Source organism: Methylobacterium sp. CCH5-D2, assembly GCF_001556475.1.
Lineage (GTDB): Bacteria > Pseudomonadota > Alphaproteobacteria > Rhizobiales > Beijerinckiaceae > Methylobacterium > Methylobacterium hispanicum.
In genome coordinates this window covers 1-14,761 of sequence record NZ_LSIX01001017.1, presented here as the reverse complement: position 1 = coordinate 14,761, position 14,761 = coordinate 1, and the positions used below count along the sequence as shown (strand labels likewise).

Genomic DNA, 14,761 nt, shown 5'->3' with positions numbered 1-14,761 from the left:
CGCCCGCCATCACGGGCAACCTGCTGGCGAACGATGCGGGCGGCGGCCTGCAGGTAACGGCGGTGCGGTTCTCCGACGGGCTCACGGTCGCGGTGCCCAGCGAGGGCGCGGCCCGGGTGGTGACGGATTTCGGCACCCTGACGGTGTCGGCGGACGGCAGCTACAGCTACCAGGCTATCGGAGCCAACAACCTGCCGGTCGGCTTCGGCGACCGCCAGCACTTCACCTACACGGCGGCGGATGCCGCGGGTCGCACCGCCGAGTCCACCCTCGACATCCAGCTCGACGGCGTGCGCCCGCAGGCGAGCGCCAGCTTCGACTTCTCCTTCACGCAGGCGAAGGTGGGGCTCGCGGGCGAGGCCCTGGTCCTCGTCGGACCGGACGGCGTCGTCACCGACGTCAGCGGCATCGACACGCTGAACTTCACCGACGGGCAGATCCAGAACAACGACGGCAACCGCCTCGTCGATGACATCTATTACTACGCGAAGAACCTCGACGTCTGGCAGGCGCATGTCGATGCCGACCTGCACTACGCGGTCTTCGGCTGGCACGAGGGGCGCGACCCGAACGCCTACTTCCGGACCGGCCAGTACCTCGCCGAGAACCCGGACGTCGCCGCCGCCGGCGTCAACCCGCTCGAACACTACCTGCAATCCGGCGAGCGGGAGGGGCGCAGCCCCGGCGCGGACTTCTCGGCCGAGGCCTATCTGCACTCGAACCCGGACGTGGCGGCTTCAGGCTCCGGGGCGCTCGCCCACTACCTGAACTTCGGCCGGGCCGAGGGCCGCACCGTCTACGCCGGGGAGAGCGACGGGCCCAACCCGGCGATCGGCGGGTTCGACGCGAGCTTCTACCTCGCACAGAACCGGGACGTCGCGGCCTCGGTCCCGGCGGGCGTGACCCCGGAGAGCTACGCCCTCCAGCACTACCTGAACTACGGGGCGGCGGAGGCGCGGAATCCGAACGCGCTCTTCGACACGGCCTTCTACCTCCAGCAGAACCCGGACGTCGCCGCGACCGGCGAAAACCCGCTGCTCCACTACCAGGAGGTGGGATGGCACGAGGGCCGCAACCCGAGCGCCGCGTTCGACACCGATGCCTACCTGGCGCGCAACCCCGACGTGGCGGCGGCCGGCATCGATCCGCTCGCCCACTACATCCAGTACGGGCTGCAGGAGGGCCGCGCGCTGGCCTGAGGCGGGCGCGCCCGGTCGCCGGGCGCGCCCCCCACTCGGCATCGGTGACGCTCGACACCGGTGCATCCTTCGCCGGACGCGGCGCGGGCCCCCTCTCCCGCAGGGGCGCGGGGACCCCGCGCGGCTCGGATGCCGCGTCCGAAGCCATCGACCACCTCCCATCCCCTCAGCGTTCGAGAGTGTACCGTGATCGCCAAACAGGGACGTGCCGAACTCGCGGCGGCGCTGGCACCGTGCCGGACCGCCTTCCTGGGGACCGCCCTGATGAGCGGGCTCGTCAACCTGCTCTATCTCACCGGCTCGTTCTTCATGCTGGAGGTTTACGACCGGGTCATCCCGAGCCGCTCGATACCGACGCTCGTCGGCCTGATGGTGCTGGCCCTCGTTCTCTACGGCTTCCAGGGCGCGCTCGAGACGCTGCGCGCCCGCGTGCTCGCCCGGGTCGGGGCAAGCCTCGACGAGGCGCTCTCGGCCCGGGTCTTCGACCTCGTCGTGCGCGCACCCCTGAAGGGCGCCCCCCCGGGCGACGGCCTGCTTCCCCTGCGCGACCTCGATCAGGTCCGTGCCTTCCTGGCGGGCGCCGGCCCCGGCGCCCTCTTCGACCTGCCCTGGATCCCGATCTATCTCGCGGTCTGCGTTCTGTTTCACCCGCTGATCGGGCTGGCGGCTCTCGGCGGCGCCTGCGTGCTCGCGCTGATCACCTTCACCACCGAGCGCACCACTCGGGAGCCGGCGCAGGCCGCGACTGGGCACGGCCTGCGCCGCAACGGGCTCGCCGAGGCCGGACGGCGCAACGCCGAGGTGCTGGCAGCCCTCGGCATGCAGAGCCGGCTCTCCGCCCGCTGGGCCGTGGCCAACCGCGCGTACATGGACGCGCAGGCCCGCGTGGCCGACGTCGCGGGCGGCCTCGGCGCCGTCTCGAAGGTCTTCCGCATGGCCCTGCAATCGGGCGTGCTGGCGCTGGGCGCCTGGCTCGTCATCCGGGGCGAGGCGAGCTCCGGCGTGATCATCGCCGCCTCCATCCTGGTCTCGCGGGCTCTCGCGCCGGCCGAGCTCGCCATCGCCAACTGGAAGGGCTTCGTCCAGGCCCGTCAGGCCTGGGGCCGTCTCGCCGAGCTGTTCGCCCGCATCCCGGCCTCAGGGCAGCCCCACGCCCTGCCGGCGCCGGCCCGGGAACTCGCGGTCGAGGGCATCAGCGTCGCCCCGCCCGGCACGATGCGGCTCGTGGTGCAGGATCTCGGCTTCGTGCTGAAGGCCGGCCAGGCGCTGGGGGTGATCGGCCCCTCGGCCTCGGGCAAGTCCTCGCTCGTGCGCGCCCTCGTGGGGGTCTGGCCACCGGGGCGCGGGAAGGTCCGCCTCGACGGGGCGGCCCTCGACCAGTGGTCGAGCGCGGACCTCGGACGCCATCTCGGCTACCTGCCGCAGGAAGCCGAGCTGTTCGCCGGCACGATCGCGGACAATATCGGTCGCTTCGAGCCGGAGCCCGATCCCGCGGCGGTGATCGCGGCCGCGGAGGCGGCGGGCGCACACGAGCTGATCCTGCGCTTGCCCGAGGGCTACGACACCCGGATCGGGGAAGGCGGCGCGGGCCTGTCCGCCGGCCAGCGCCAGCGGATCGGCCTCGCCCGCGCGCTCTACGGCAACCCGTTCCTCGTCGTGCTGGACGAGCCCAACGCCAACCTCGACAACGAGGGCGAGGCGGCGCTGACCGAGGCGATCCTGGGCGTGCGCCGCCGGGGCGGCATCTGCGTGGTGGTGGCCCATCGCCCGAGCGCGCTCGCCGCCGTCGACCTCGTGCTGATGATGGCCGAAGGTCGCGCTCAGGCCTTCGGCCCGAAGGACGAGGTCTTCCGACGCGTACTGCGCCCGGCGCCCGCCCCGCCGCCGACCATCGTGCCCGAGCCCGAATCCAATCCCATTCCGGCCCCCGCGCCGGTCCCTGTCCTGCAGGAGAGCGCCTGATGGCCGCGAGTCTCAACCCGGCCGGCCCGGCCACCCTCCTGCTCGATCCGACCGCCCGTCCCGGACCGCCGCGCCCGCGCGCCCAGGCCGCGATCCGCCGCCACCTCGCACAGGCGCTCGGGCTGTCGAGCGCGCTCGTCCTCGGGGTCGGCTCCTGGGCGGTGCTGACCCAGATCGCCGGCGCGGTGATCGCGCCCGGCCAGCTCGTGGTCGAGTCCGAGGTGAAGAAGGTCCAGCACCCGACCGGCGGCGTCGTCGGCGAGCTGCGGGTGCGAGAAGGCGCGCGCGTCCAAGCCGGCGAGGTGCTGGTGCGCCTCGACGAGACCCAGACGCGGGCGGGCCTCGACATCGTGCTGAAGGCGCTCGACGAGCTCGCCGCGCGCCAGGCCCGCGACGAGGCAGAGCGGGATGGAGCGGCGGCGATCGCCTTCCCGGAGGATCTCTCCGCCCGCGCCGGCTACGACCGCACGGTCGCCAACCTGCTGGAGGGCGAGCGGCGGCTTTTCGCCGCCCGGCTCAGCGGGCGCGAGGGCCAGAAAGCCCAGCTCCGCGAGCGCGTCGCCCAGCTGCGACAGGAGATCACCGGGCTGACCGAGCAGGCTGGCGCCAAGACGCGCGAGATCGCGCTGATCGGCACGGAGCTCAAGGGCGTGCGCGAACTCTACGAGAAGAACCTCGTGCCCTACGCGCGGGTGACCGCGCTGGAACGCGACGCTGCGAGGCTTGAGGGCGAGCGCGGCCAGCTCACGGCCTCGACCGCGGCGGCCCGTGGCAAGATCACCGAGACGCAGCTGCAGATCCTACAAGTCGACGGCGATATGCGGACCGAAGTCGGCAAGGACCTCTCGGAGATCCGGGCCAAGCGGTCGGAGCTCGTCGAGAAGCGGGTGGCGGCCGAGGACCAACTGAAGCGTGTGGACCTGCGCGCGCCGCAGGACGGGGTGGTGCACCAAATGACCGTGCATACGGTCGGCGGCCTCGTGATACCGTCCGAGCCCGCTATGCTGATCGTGCCCTCCTCCGACCAGCTCGCCGTCGAGGTCCGGATCCAGCCGCAGGACATCGACAGCGTCCAGCTCGATCAGCGAGCGGTGCTGCGCTTTTCTGCCTTCAATCAGCGCACAACACCTGAGATCGACGGTCAGGTGACCCGCGTCTCGGCCGACGTGAGCCAGGATCCCAAGACCGGACTGAGCTACTACACGGTTCGCATCGGCGTCGCGGAGGCCGAGCGGGCGCGTCTCGGCAGCCTGAGGCTAGTACCGGGCATGCCCGTCGAGGCTTTCCTGCAGATCGGTGAGCGCTCAGTGCTCAGCTACCTCACCAAGCCGCTCACCGATCAGATCGCCAAGGCGTGGCGGGAACGGTAGAGTCCCGATCCTTCTTGATCCCAGGCCGCCGCTGCAGAGACCACCCAGGATTGGTGCGCAACCAAACAAGACTAGGGCGAACTCTTGACTCCTTGCAGATGTTAGGGTCGCCTTTTCCGAAGGTCCGGATGAAGTGGATGAGCAGCCATCGGCGAAAAGGTGCAACGGACCTGACCGCCGTTGATCGCAGACGCATCCCATCTTGGTGTTACGGGAGCGGAGGCGCCAGCCGTTGGGCACCAGAAGCGGCTGTTATAGCCTCAGCCTATCGCGAAGAGGTGGGGCGTACATTGGTGCGCTGAGCTCCGGACAAGCCCACACGTGCCATCGACGTGGTGCTCAATCGCAGTCAGGACGTTATTCAACGAAGCATGGAAGGCAGGAATGCCATCGAGACGGCATCCACGCTCCGGTAGAATCACAAAGGACTCGTTCGGCCAAGCTGACTCTAGGATCAGGCCGAGATGGTGGCCAGAGCAATCGTATAGGGTCCACTCAGTGCCGTCTGCTTCGATCGGGTTGGCGATGACGTCCATGGCTCACTTCCGAATCGACGAAGATACAGTGCTTTCGGCCGCACCGGCGAGCATGTCTAGCGTTTCAGACTGCTTGGCTCAGGCCCTGAGCGGTAGGCGTAGCCACGTTCAGACAAGCAGCGTAATCAACCCATGGCAGATTGCTGCGATGAGGCCCGCCGCGGGAAGTGTCACCACCCAGGCGATCACGATGTTGCCGGCCACGCCCCAGCGCACCGCCGAGGTCCGTCGGGCGGCGCCAACGCCGACGATCGCGCCCGTGATGGTGTGCGTGGTCGAGACCGGCACGCCGAGCCATGTCGCCAGAAACAGCGTCATCGCGCCCCCGGTCTCGGCGCAGAAGCCCTGCATCGGGTTCAACCGGGTAATCTTCGAGCCCATCGTGTGCACGATGCGCCAGCCGCCGAACAAGGTCCCGAGCGGCATCGCTGATTGGCAGGCCAGCACCACCCAGAGCGGCACGTGGAACGTGCCGCCCAGATGGCCCTGCGAGTAGAGCAGCACCGCGATGATCCCCATGGTCTTCTGAGCGTCGTTGCCCCCGTGCCCGAGGGAGTAGAGCGAGGCCGAGACGAATTGCAGGACCCGGAAGCTTCTATCGACCGCGAAGGGCGTCGCCCGTCGGCAACTCCAGGACACGATGAGGACGAGCAGGAGCGCCAGCAGAAAGCCGAGGAGCGGGGAGAGCACGATGGCGGCGACCGTCTTCAGCAGGCCGGCCCAGACCACCACGTCGAGGCCCGCCTTCGCCATGCCGGCCCCGACGAGGCCCCCGACCAGCGCGTGTGAGCTGCTCGACGGGATTCCGAGCACCCAGGTGGCGATGTTCCACGCGATGGCGCCCACCAGCGCGCTCAGGATCACCCGCGGATCGATGATGCCCGCATCGACGATGCCGGTGCCGAGCGTCTGCGCGACGTGAAGGCCGAAGAACAGGAACGCGATGAAGTTGAAGAAGGCGGCCCACAGAACCGCGTATTGCGGCCGCAGCACACGGGTCGACACGATGGTGGCAATGGAGTTCGCCGCATCGTGCAGACCGTTGAGGAAGTCGAAGAACAGCGCGACCGCGATGAGGCCGGCCAGAGCGGGGAGCGCGAGCGAGACGGCGTCCATGCAGATCACACGTTCTCGATCACGATGCCGCTGATCTCGTTGGCGACGTCCTCGAAGCGATCGACGACGTCCTCCAAGTGCCCGTAGATCTCGGCGCCGATGATGTAGGCCATGGTGTCGCCGTCGCCGCCGTCCTTGCGGTGCGCCTGGTAGAGGGCCTTCAGGCCACGCTCCTGAAGCGCGTCAGAGCGGCCCTCGACGCGGGTGATCGCCTCCGTCAGCGCGCTGATGCGGGAGGCATGAGTTCCAACCGCGTTGAGAAGCGGTACCGCCTCGGCGGTGAGCCGGGCGGCCTCGAGCACGGTCTCGCCCATCTCCCGCATCAGCGGATCGAAGCTGCGCACCTCGTAGAGCGCGATGGTCTTCACGGTCTTGTTCATCTGGTCGATGGCGTCGTCCATCGACTGGATCAGGTCCTTGATGTCGCCGCGGTCGAACGGCGTGATGAAGCTGCGTCGCACGGCGAGCAGCACCTCGGCGGTGATCGCGTCCGCCTCCTGCTCCCGGTCGACGATGATCTGGCAGTAGCGCGGGACGTCCTCGCCGCCCTTCAGAACCCCCTGAAGCGCCTCGGCTCCGGCGATCAGGGTCTTGGAGTGGCGGGCGAAGAGGTCGAAAAAGCGGTCCTCGCGCGGCATCAGCGCCCGAAACCAACCCAGCATTCAGCTCCCCCTTCGCTCGTTTGTTCGGATCGCGACACTCAGATGAGGCGTATCTCGCTGGGCTTCAGATCTAGGCGACGGACCAGATCCCGCGAGAGGGAACCTGTGATCTCAACCTGCATGCCGTCGATCGCCAGGGCCCGCATCCGATCCAGCGCGTCGGTCTCGGAATGGGCGATGACGGCATAGACCCGCACGGCCTCGCGCTTCTGCCGCACCGCGACGAGAAACGCCGTGCCCTTTTTCCGCTTCATGCCCGAGAGGCCGAACTGCGATGACGAGCCTCCGATCCTGTGCGGTCAGTCCTTATCCGGCTTCTCCTTCGTGATCGCTCCTGTTTCGAGACCGGCGTGAAACTCCATCGTCACGCCGTTCCTGACCCACTCACCCTTCCAGCGGCCGTCGTCGGCCTCGATGCGGTGATGCGGGTATGACCTGCTTCCCTGAGCCTCTGCTTGACTTGATCGACGGGTATCCAGTCCGCCTCCGACAGTTCGGCGAGCGCCGGGCTGGCGCCACCCGGCGCCGGCGCGAAGGCCGCTGTCCATTTCATTAGCCGTCTCCCTATCCCTCGTGGCGAACAACGGGTGACGCGGAGAGCGGTTGCGCGCGGCTCGGCACGCCATCGGCCGGACCCTGCCCCGGGCAGCCTGATCGTGCCGAGGGTAGGACACAGGTCGCTGCCCGCGGCGCCGTCGACGCTGCACGAAGACCCCGCGCGGGCAGGACGCCGAACCCGTGCGATGGCTGCGCGTACCGAGCGGCTCGGTACGCGCAGCCGATCGTCAGGCGTGTCGCTTGGCGGCAGCGCCGTCGTGCCTCAAGGTCAGAGCCAGGAAGACGATCGCGAGAACGCAGGCGGACAGCAGGAGGACGAAGCAGCCGTTCCAGCCATAATGGTCCGTCGTGTAGCCGACCAGCGCACTGGCCGCCACAGAGCCGCCCAGGTAGCCGAACAGCCCCGTGAACCCGGCCGCCGTTCCGGCGGCCTTCTTGGGCACCAGTTCCAGGGCCTGCAGGCCGATCAGCATCACCGGACCGTAGATCAGGAAGCCGATGCAGATCAGCGCCGCGAGGTCGATGCCCGGATTGCCTTCGGGGTTGAGCCAGTAGACCAGCGTCGCGATCAGGACGCCGACCATGAACACGACGCCGGTGGCGCCGCGGTTGCCGCGAAACAGCTTGTCGGACAACCAGCCGCAGAGAAGGGTGCCCGGGATGCCGGCCCACTCGTACAGGAAATAGGCCCAGGAGGTCTTGTCGACAGAGAAGTGCTTGGCCTCCTTCAGGTAGGTGGGAGCCCAGTCCAGCACGCCGTAGCGCAGCAGGTAGACGAACACGTTGGCGAAGGCGATGTACCAGAGCAGCCGGTTCTTCAGCACGTGCTCGACGAAAATCTCCCGCGTCGAGAACTCGCGCTCGTGGTTCGCGTCGTACCCTTCCGGATAATCCTGCTTCCAGGTCTCGACCGAGGGCAGGCCGCAGGATTGCGGCGTGTCCCGCATGGTCAGGAAGGCGAAGACCGCCACGCCGAGGGCCACCGTCGCGGGAACGTAGAAGGCCGCGTGCCAGTCGTTGAACCACGCGAGACCGAGCAGGAACAACGGACCGATCAGGCCGCCCCCGACGTTGTGCGCCACGTTCCAGACCGAGACGACGCCGCCACGCTCCTTCTGCGACCACCAGTGCACCATCGTGCGCCCGCTCGGCGGCCAGCCCATCCCCTGGAACCAGCCGTTGAGGAAGAGCAGCACGAACATGATGCTCACGCTGGAGGTCGCCCAGGGCGCGAAGCCGAACAGGAACATCACCAGCGCCGAGAGCACGAGGCCGATGGGCAGGAAGTAGCGGGAATCGGATCGGTCCGAGACCAGGCCCATGAGGAACTTGGACAGGCCGTAGGCGATGGCCACGGCCGATAGGGCGGTGCCGAGCTCGCCGCGGCTGTAGCCCTGCTCGACGAGATAGGGCATGGCCAGAGAGAAGTTCTTGCGCAGCAGGTAGTAGCCCGCATAGCCCAGGAAGATGCCCGCGAAGATCTGCCACCGCAGCCGGCGGTAGGTCGGATCGATGCGGTCCGGCGGGATCAGCGGCCGGTGCGCGGCGGGCGCGAGGAAGCCGATCATCGTGCGCCCCCGTGTGCGAGGCCGTGACCGGCCCCGGGCGGCAGGGTCGCGGAATGGGGCCGGTGGCTGCCCTCGGGGCCGCCCTCGGCGGCCAGCCTCGCCGCGCAGCGGCGACCGGTACCCGGCCCCCCCGGCAGGCACGCGATCAGCAGGTCAGGCCTCGCCCTGCGCCGCCACCGCGCGGCATCGTCTCGTCGCAACATCGTTTCCCCCTTCGGGTTTGGCGTGTCTCCGGCCGAGGCCGGGCCGCCGTCTTCGAGTCCTGTCGCAGGCTCGTGCCTCGGAGCCACCTCAGCCGGCAGCCGTCGCGGGACCGGTCGCGGCGTCGTCGAGCGAGCCCGTCAGGGTGGCCATCGTCGTCCGCAACGCCGCGACCTCGTCGGCCGAGAAGGCGAGGCCGAGCTTCGACCGGCGCCAGAGCACGTCCTCGACGGTGCGCGCCCATTCCCGCTCGACCATCCAGCGCAGCTCGCCCGCGTGAAGCCCGTGGCCGAGGTCGGGCCCGAGATCCGCGGCGATGCGCAACGCATCGGTCCCGTAGGCCGCCACCAGGCGCTCGACCGTGGAGGCCGCGAGCCGGGGTGCCGCGCGCGCGAGGGCGGCTTCCAGTTCGGCGACCCCGTCCACCGGGAAGTCGCCGCCGGGAAGCGGACTGGTCCCTGTCCAGGAGCGCCCCCGTGCCCCGAGCTGGCGGCCGATCTCCGCGAGGGCGTCCTCGGCGAGCTTGCGGTAGGTCGTGATCTTGCCGCCGAAGATGTTGAGCAGAGCCGCCTCGCCGGGCCCGCCCTCCGTCTTGAGAACGTAGTCGCGCGTCGCCTCCTGCGCCGTGGAGGCGTTGTCGTCGAAGAGCGGGCGCACGCCCGAGAAGGACCAGACGATGTCCGCGCGGCGCAGCGGCTCGGCGAAGTACTCGCTGGCCGCGCGCAGGAGATAGTCGGTCTCCTCCTCGGTGATCGCCGCATCCGCCGGATCGCCGGAGAAGTCGCGATCGGTGGTGCCCACGAGCGTGGTGCCGTTCGCGTACGGGATGGCGAAGATGATGCGGCCGTCCGCGTTCTGGAAGATGAAGGCCCGGTCGTGCTCGTAGAGCCGGCGCACCACGATGTGCGAGCCCTGGACGAGGCGCACGTGCCGGGCCTCGCTCCGTCCGAGGGGCCCCTGGATCACCCGGTCGACCCAGGGGCCGGCCGCGTTGACGAGGAAGCGCGCGGCGATCTCCTCCTCCCGGCCGGACCGGAGGTCGCGCCGGACGATGCGCCACATGCTGCCCACCCGGCGGGCCGAGACGACGCGGCTGCGCACCGCGATCTCGGCGCCCCGCACCTCGGCGTCACGCGCGTTGAGAACGACGAGGCGCGTATCGTCCACACGCGCGTCGGAATACTCGAAGCCCCGCCGGAACGCCGCCTTAAGGGGAGCGCCGAGGGGGCCGGTGAGGTCTACCGGGCGCGTGGCGGGCAGCCGCTTGCGGCCGCCGAGATGGTCGTAGAGGAACAGGCCGGCGCGCAGCAGCCAGGCCGGGCGCAGACCCGCGTGCAGCGGCAGCACGAAGCGCAGGGGACGCACGATGTGGGGTGCGATGCTCCAGAGCACCTCGCGCTCCGCCAGCGCCTCGCGCACGAGGCGGAACTCGTAGTGCTCGAGGTAGCGCAGGCCGCCGTGGATCAGCTTCGTCGACCAGGACGAGGTCCCGCTGCCGAGGTCGTTCTGCTCTGTAAGCGCGACCGAGTAGCCGCGCCCCGCCGCGTCGCGGGCGATGCCGCAGCCGTTGATCCCACCACCGATGACGGCGACGTCGAAGGTTCGCATGGGCCTCCCCGTTTTCGGGCTGCGACGTTGGAAGGCAGCTGCGAAAGCCGGAGGATTAAATTCGAAGCCAAACGAAAGTCAACCGAAAGTCGATGGTCAACGTCCCGTTTCAACGAGGCGCACCCCGGACGCGCGGCAGAGATCGCGCAGGGCCTCGCTTTGACAGCGATCCGTCACGAAGGTGCCGATCTGGCCGAGATGGGCGAGGCGCACGGGCGCGCTGCGCTCGAACTTGGTCGCATCCGCGACGAGCATGACGTGGCGCGCGTTGGCGATAATCGCCTGCGCCACTCGGACCTCCCGATAGTCGAAATCGAGGAGCGACCCGTCTTCGTCGATGGCCGAGGCGCCGATGACCGCGAAATCCACCTTGAATTGGCGGATGAAGTCGACGGCCGCCTCCCCGACGATTCCTCCATCCGAGCGCCGGATGAGACCGCCCGCCACGACGCACTCGATCTCCGGGCTCGCGCGCAGGGCGTGAGCGACGTTGAGATTGTTGGTGATCACCATCAGACCGGAATGGCTGAGCAGGGCACTGGCGACCGCCTCGGTCGTGGTGCCGATGTTGATGAACAGCGAGGAGCGGTCCGGGATCAAGTCGGCTGCGGCGCGGGCGATCGCGGCCTTCTCGGGGGCCGCCAGCGCGTGGCGCGCCTCGTAGCCGAGGTTCTCGGCTCCCGCCCCGAGCACCGCGCCGCCGTGGATGCGCGAGAGGAGACGCGCATCGCACAAGTCGTTGAGATCCTTGCGGATGGTCTGGACGCTGACCGCGAAGTGTCCGGACAAGGCCTCGACGAGCACACGGCCATCGCTGCGGGCGATGGTCATGATCGCATTCTGACGCTCCGAGAGCATGCTGTCCGGCCTCCAGGGACGTGAGCGAAAGCTGTCGAGGCGCGAGCGAGCAGGATCTGCCAGCATGCGAAAGCTCGTTCGCGCTGAACCGAACGCTAGCGCATTCCACCCGGCGACGGAATGTCCGTCCTACCGCCCCCGGCGATCGTCAGGCCCCGCTCGCGCTCGTGGCGACGAGCCAGTCGATGAACGCGGTGAGCGTCGGTGTCTTGTCCGCGTCGTTCGGCACCAGAGCCACGTAGCCGGGGCGGGGCACGACAATCTCGGGAAAGGGCGCAACGAGACGGCCCGCCGCGAGATCACCGGACAGCACGGGCAGCGGACCAACGCCGTAGCCGAGCCCGTCCGCCGTCGCCTGCAGCGCGACGAAGTAATGATCGAACGTCCGTCGGGGGCCCAGTTCCAGGGGCAGGCCGGCGGCGGCGAGCCAGTCGCCCCAGTCGCCTGGGCGGGTCTCGCTCGTCAGCAAAGTGCCGCCCGCGAGGTCCGACGGTGCGCGCAGGGGGCGGGCGGCAAGCAGGGACGGGCTCGCCACCAGCGTGTTGGCCTCCGCCAGGAAGGGGACGGCGCGGTAGGCCCCCCAGGGATGGTGGGCGCCCGCGCCGAGCCGTGGCTCGCGCCGGACTGCGAGGTCGAAGCCGCCCCGCAGAGCGTTGTGCAGAGTGGTCGTCGTCGTGACGACCACTTCCGCCTCCGGCCGTGCCGCGTGGAAGCGATCCAGACGGGGAATCAGCCAGCGCATCGCGAAGGTCGTGGGTGTGCTCACCCGCAGGGTCCGCGGCGCGAGAGGCCGGCCGCAGATCTCGGCCGCGGCATCGAGCCGGTCGAAGGTGAGGCTGACGGCCTCCGCGAAGGCCCGTGCCGCCGGCGTAGGCACTACGTTCCGTCCGACCCGCACGAAGAGGCGCTGGCCGAACCACGCCTCCAGCGCGGCGACCTGCCGGCTGACGGCCCCGTGGGTCAGCCCGAGCTCGGCCGCCGCTGCGGCGTGGCTGCCGGCACGGGCGGCGACCTCGAAGACGCGCAGAGCGTGAAGGGGCGGAAGGCGACGCATCGGATCCCGGGGCCGGCACCCGTGAGCTTAGCGCACGGATACCGTGAGGCAAACGTGGCTCATCGCCGGAAGCTCACGGATGTAGCGCTCACGACGGCGGCCGCAGGCCGCACCGCACGCCGGACAGGGGGCGCTTCATGCCGACGACGACCGCCGAGGGAACGGAGGCGCGGGCCGCGGGCCCGCCCTGTCCGGAGGCCGGTGCCGCACCGCGGCCCGCGAGGACGCTGGCCGCCGCCGGCATCAATCACGCGCTGCACGACGGCTATACGGACCTGATCTACGTGCTGCTGCCGGTCTGGCAGGCGGAGTTCGGCCTGGGCTACGTCGCCCTCGCGCTGGTGCGCGCGCTCTATGTCGGCGCCCTGGCCGGCCTGCAGATGCCCGCGACCGCGCTCGCCCGCGCACTCGGCGCCCGCAGCGTTCTGGTGCTCGGCACGCTGCTCAGCGCGGGCGGCTACGCGCTCGCCGGGGCCTCGGGCGGCGTGGTCGGGCTTTGCGGGGCCCTCGCGCTCGCCGGAGCGGGCAGCAGCACCCAGCACCCGCTCGCCTCCGCGGTGATCGCGCGGGCCTACGGGCGCGGCGCGCGCGGCCCACTCGGCACCTACAACTTCGCCGGCGATCTCGGGAAGGCGGCGCTGCCGCCGCTCGTCGGCCTGCTGCTCGCCGGGCTCGACTGGCGCTCCGTGCTCTGGCTCGTCGCCGGTCTCGGTCTGGCCGTCGCGGTCGGGGTCGCCGGCCTGCTGCCGCGCGAGCCCTGCGCGCGCGGCGCGGCGGGGGAGCGCGCGCGGCCGGCTCCGCACGATGTGGCGCAAGGGGCCGACCCGCCGCCGCAGCGGGCCGCCTTCGGGCTCCTCGTCGCGATCGGCATGCTCGACAACGCCGCGCGCCCGGCCTTTCTCGTCTACCTGCCGTTCCTGCTGCAGGAGAAGGGCGCGGCGCTCTCCGCGGTGGGCATGGCCTTCGCGCTCGTCGCCGTCGGCGGTGCCCTCGGCAAGGCGGCGTTCGGCCGGCTCGGGGAGCGCTTCGGGGTGACGCGCAGCGTGCTCCTCACGGAGGTCGGCACGGCCGTGGCGATCCTGGCGATGATCATCCTTCCGCTGGCGCCCGCCCTCGTCGTGCTGCCGGGGCTCGGCCTGATGCTGAACGGCACATCCTCGGTGCTGTACGGCACGGTCCCGGATCTGGCGCCGGGCGGACGCGTCGAGCGGGCCTTCGCGATCTTCTACACCTGCACCCTCGGCGGCTCCGCGCTGGCCGCTCCCCTGCTCTACGGCCCGCTCGGCGACGCGGTTGGGCCGAGCTGGGCGGCGGTCGCTGCCGCAGCGATGGCCCTCGCCGTCGTCCCGCTCATGCTCGCCCTGGCACCGCATCTCGCCGTGCCGAGGCGCCCGTGACGCACGAGAGGAGCGACCGCGCATGAGTCCGCTCGTCCTCGCCTGCGTCATGGCCGCAGCGTTCCTGCACGCCGGCTGGAACGCGGTGCTGCGCGGCGGCAGAGACCGCCTCTGGTCGATGACGCTGATGATGATCGCCGTCGCCTGCGTTTCGGCGGCGACGATGGTGTTCCTGCCCTGGCCGAACGCGGCGGGTTGGCCGTACGTGATCAGTTCCGCCCGCATCCATACGGCCGACAACCTGTCCCTCGTGTGGACCTATCGCTCTGGCGACCCCGGGCAGACCTATCCGATCGCGCGCGGCTCCTCGCCCGTCCCCGTGGCGCTGGGCGCGGCCTTGTTCGCGCAGGAAGCCCTCGGCGTCCTGCCGATCGTTGGCGTCGCGCTGGTCTCCGGCGGTATCCTCTCGCTCGCCCTGCAGGGGCGGCGGGTGCGCGCCGACTTCCTTCCCGCCGCGCTGCTCACCGGCCTTCAGATCGGGGCTTACACCGTGGTCAACGGGATCGGCGTGCGGCTGTCCGGGAACAGCCTGTCGCACGCGGCGAGCATGTTCCTGCTGTGGAGCCTGACCATGCCGCCCCTCTTCTTCGCATTGCGCGGCGCGCCGCCGGCTTACACCGTACACCTTGCCGATCTCCGCGGCCGTCGTGAGGAGCCCGCTCGCGGTCCAGA

Annotated in this window: 12 protein-coding genes; 5 read left to right on the top strand and 7 right to left on the bottom strand. The window is 70.2% G+C overall.

The genetic code is table 11. The features are described 5' to 3' along the window. Positions 1 to 8: 8 nt before the first annotated feature. The 3 genes from AX737_RS27690 to AX737_RS27680 all read left to right on the top strand — a co-directional run bounded on the left by AX737_RS27690 (position 9) and on the right by AX737_RS27680 (position 4,531). A complete protein-coding gene (locus AX737_RS27690) occupies positions 9 to 1,199 on the top strand; it encodes a VCBS domain-containing protein (RefSeq protein WP_245293515.1) in 1,191 nt (396 codons plus the stop codon). A 129-nt stretch (positions 1,200 to 1,328) separates the two neighbouring features. Further along, complete coding sequence (locus AX737_RS27685; RefSeq protein ID WP_082773337.1) at positions 1,329 to 3,161, top strand: type I secretion system permease/ATPase; 1,833 nt, start codon at positions 1,329 to 1,331, stop codon at positions 3,159 to 3,161. After that, the gene (locus tag AX737_RS27680; RefSeq protein ID WP_066927076.1) at positions 3,161 to 4,531 is read left to right on the top strand and encodes an HlyD family type I secretion periplasmic adaptor subunit; all 1,371 of its coding nucleotides are present in this window, start codon (positions 3,161 to 3,163) and stop codon (positions 4,529 to 4,531) included. Before AX737_RS27685 ends, AX737_RS27680 begins: the two co-directional genes overlap by 1 nt. Positions 4,532 to 5,175: 644 nt before the next feature. Here the strand turns inward: AX737_RS27680 and AX737_RS27675 are convergent. From AX737_RS27675 to AX737_RS27645, 7 genes are all read right to left on the bottom strand, one after another. Continuing rightward, positions 5,176 to 6,183: an inorganic phosphate transporter gene (locus AX737_RS27675; RefSeq protein WP_066927078.1), complete on the bottom strand. Its 1,008-nt coding sequence runs from the start codon at positions 6,181 to 6,183 to the stop codon at positions 5,176 to 5,178. Between the two features lie 5 nt (positions 6,184 to 6,188). Continuing rightward, entirely contained in the window at positions 6,189 to 6,845 is a 657-nt protein-coding gene (locus tag AX737_RS27670) for a DUF47 domain-containing protein (protein WP_066927074.1), read from the bottom strand. Between the two features lie 38 nt (positions 6,846 to 6,883). After that, entirely contained in the window at positions 6,884 to 7,099 is a 216-nt protein-coding gene (locus tag AX737_RS27665) for a hypothetical protein (protein ID WP_066927072.1), read from the bottom strand. Positions 7,100 to 7,630: 531 nt separating this feature from the next. Then, positions 7,631 to 8,971 carry a glycerol-3-phosphate transporter gene (glpT, locus tag AX737_RS27660; protein ID WP_066927070.1) on the bottom strand — a complete coding sequence of 447 codons (1,341 nt, stop codon included), beginning with the start codon at positions 8,969 to 8,971 and terminating at the stop codon, positions 7,631 to 7,633. A gap of 291 nt (positions 8,972 to 9,262) precedes the next feature. Continuing rightward, positions 9,263 to 10,780, bottom strand: coding sequence for a glycerol-3-phosphate dehydrogenase (glpD, locus tag AX737_RS27655; RefSeq protein WP_066927065.1), 1,518 nt, complete (start codon positions 10,778 to 10,780; stop codon positions 9,263 to 9,265). 96 nt (positions 10,781 to 10,876) lie between these two features. Next, on the bottom strand, positions 10,877 to 11,638 hold the full coding sequence (locus AX737_RS27650) for a DeoR/GlpR family DNA-binding transcription regulator (protein ID WP_066927063.1): 762 nt from the start codon (positions 11,636 to 11,638) through the stop codon (positions 10,877 to 10,879). Between the two features lie 148 nt (positions 11,639 to 11,786). Beyond that, complete coding sequence (locus AX737_RS27645) at positions 11,787 to 12,692, bottom strand: LysR substrate-binding domain-containing protein (protein WP_066927061.1); 906 nt, start codon at positions 12,690 to 12,692, stop codon at positions 11,787 to 11,789. Between the two features lie 137 nt (positions 12,693 to 12,829). Between AX737_RS27645 and AX737_RS27640 the strand changes: the two genes are divergently transcribed. Further along, a complete protein-coding gene (locus AX737_RS27640; protein ID WP_066927059.1) occupies positions 12,830 to 14,089 on the top strand; it encodes an MFS transporter in 1,260 nt (419 codons plus the stop codon). A gap of 22 nt (positions 14,090 to 14,111) precedes the next feature. Then, the coding region (locus tag AX737_RS27635; RefSeq protein WP_066927058.1) for a hypothetical protein at positions 14,112 to 14,761 on the top strand (650 nt) is incomplete at its 3' end.

Coding starts and splice junctions, on each gene's coding strand:
- AX737_RS27685 (WP_082773337.1), top strand. CDS start 1,329: ATGCCGCGTCCGAAGCCATCGACCACCTCCCATCCCCTCAGCGTTCGA.
- AX737_RS27680 (WP_066927076.1), top strand. CDS start 3,161: ATGGCCGCGAGTCTCAACCCGGCCGGCCCGGCCACCCTCCTGCTCGAT.
- AX737_RS27675 (WP_066927078.1), bottom strand. CDS start 6,183: ATGGACGCCGTCTCGCTCGCGCTCCCCGCTCTGGCCGGCCTCATCGCG.
- AX737_RS27670 (WP_066927074.1), bottom strand. CDS start 6,845: ATGCTGGGTTGGTTTCGGGCGCTGATGCCGCGCGAGGACCGCTTTTTC.
- AX737_RS27665 (WP_066927072.1), bottom strand. CDS start 7,099: ATGAAGCGGAAAAAGGGCACGGCGTTTCTCGTCGCGGTGCGGCAGAAG.
- glpT (WP_066927070.1), bottom strand. CDS start 8,971: ATGATCGGCTTCCTCGCGCCCGCCGCGCACCGGCCGCTGATCCCGCCG.
- glpD (WP_066927065.1), bottom strand. CDS start 10,780: ATGCGAACCTTCGACGTCGCCGTCATCGGTGGTGGGATCAACGGCTGC.
- AX737_RS27650 (WP_066927063.1), bottom strand. CDS start 11,638: ATGCTCTCGGAGCGTCAGAATGCGATCATGACCATCGCCCGCAGCGAT.
- AX737_RS27645 (WP_066927061.1), bottom strand. CDS start 12,692: ATGCGTCGCCTTCCGCCCCTTCACGCTCTGCGCGTCTTCGAGGTCGCC.
- AX737_RS27640 (WP_066927059.1), top strand. CDS start 12,830: ATGCCGACGACGACCGCCGAGGGAACGGAGGCGCGGGCCGCGGGCCCG.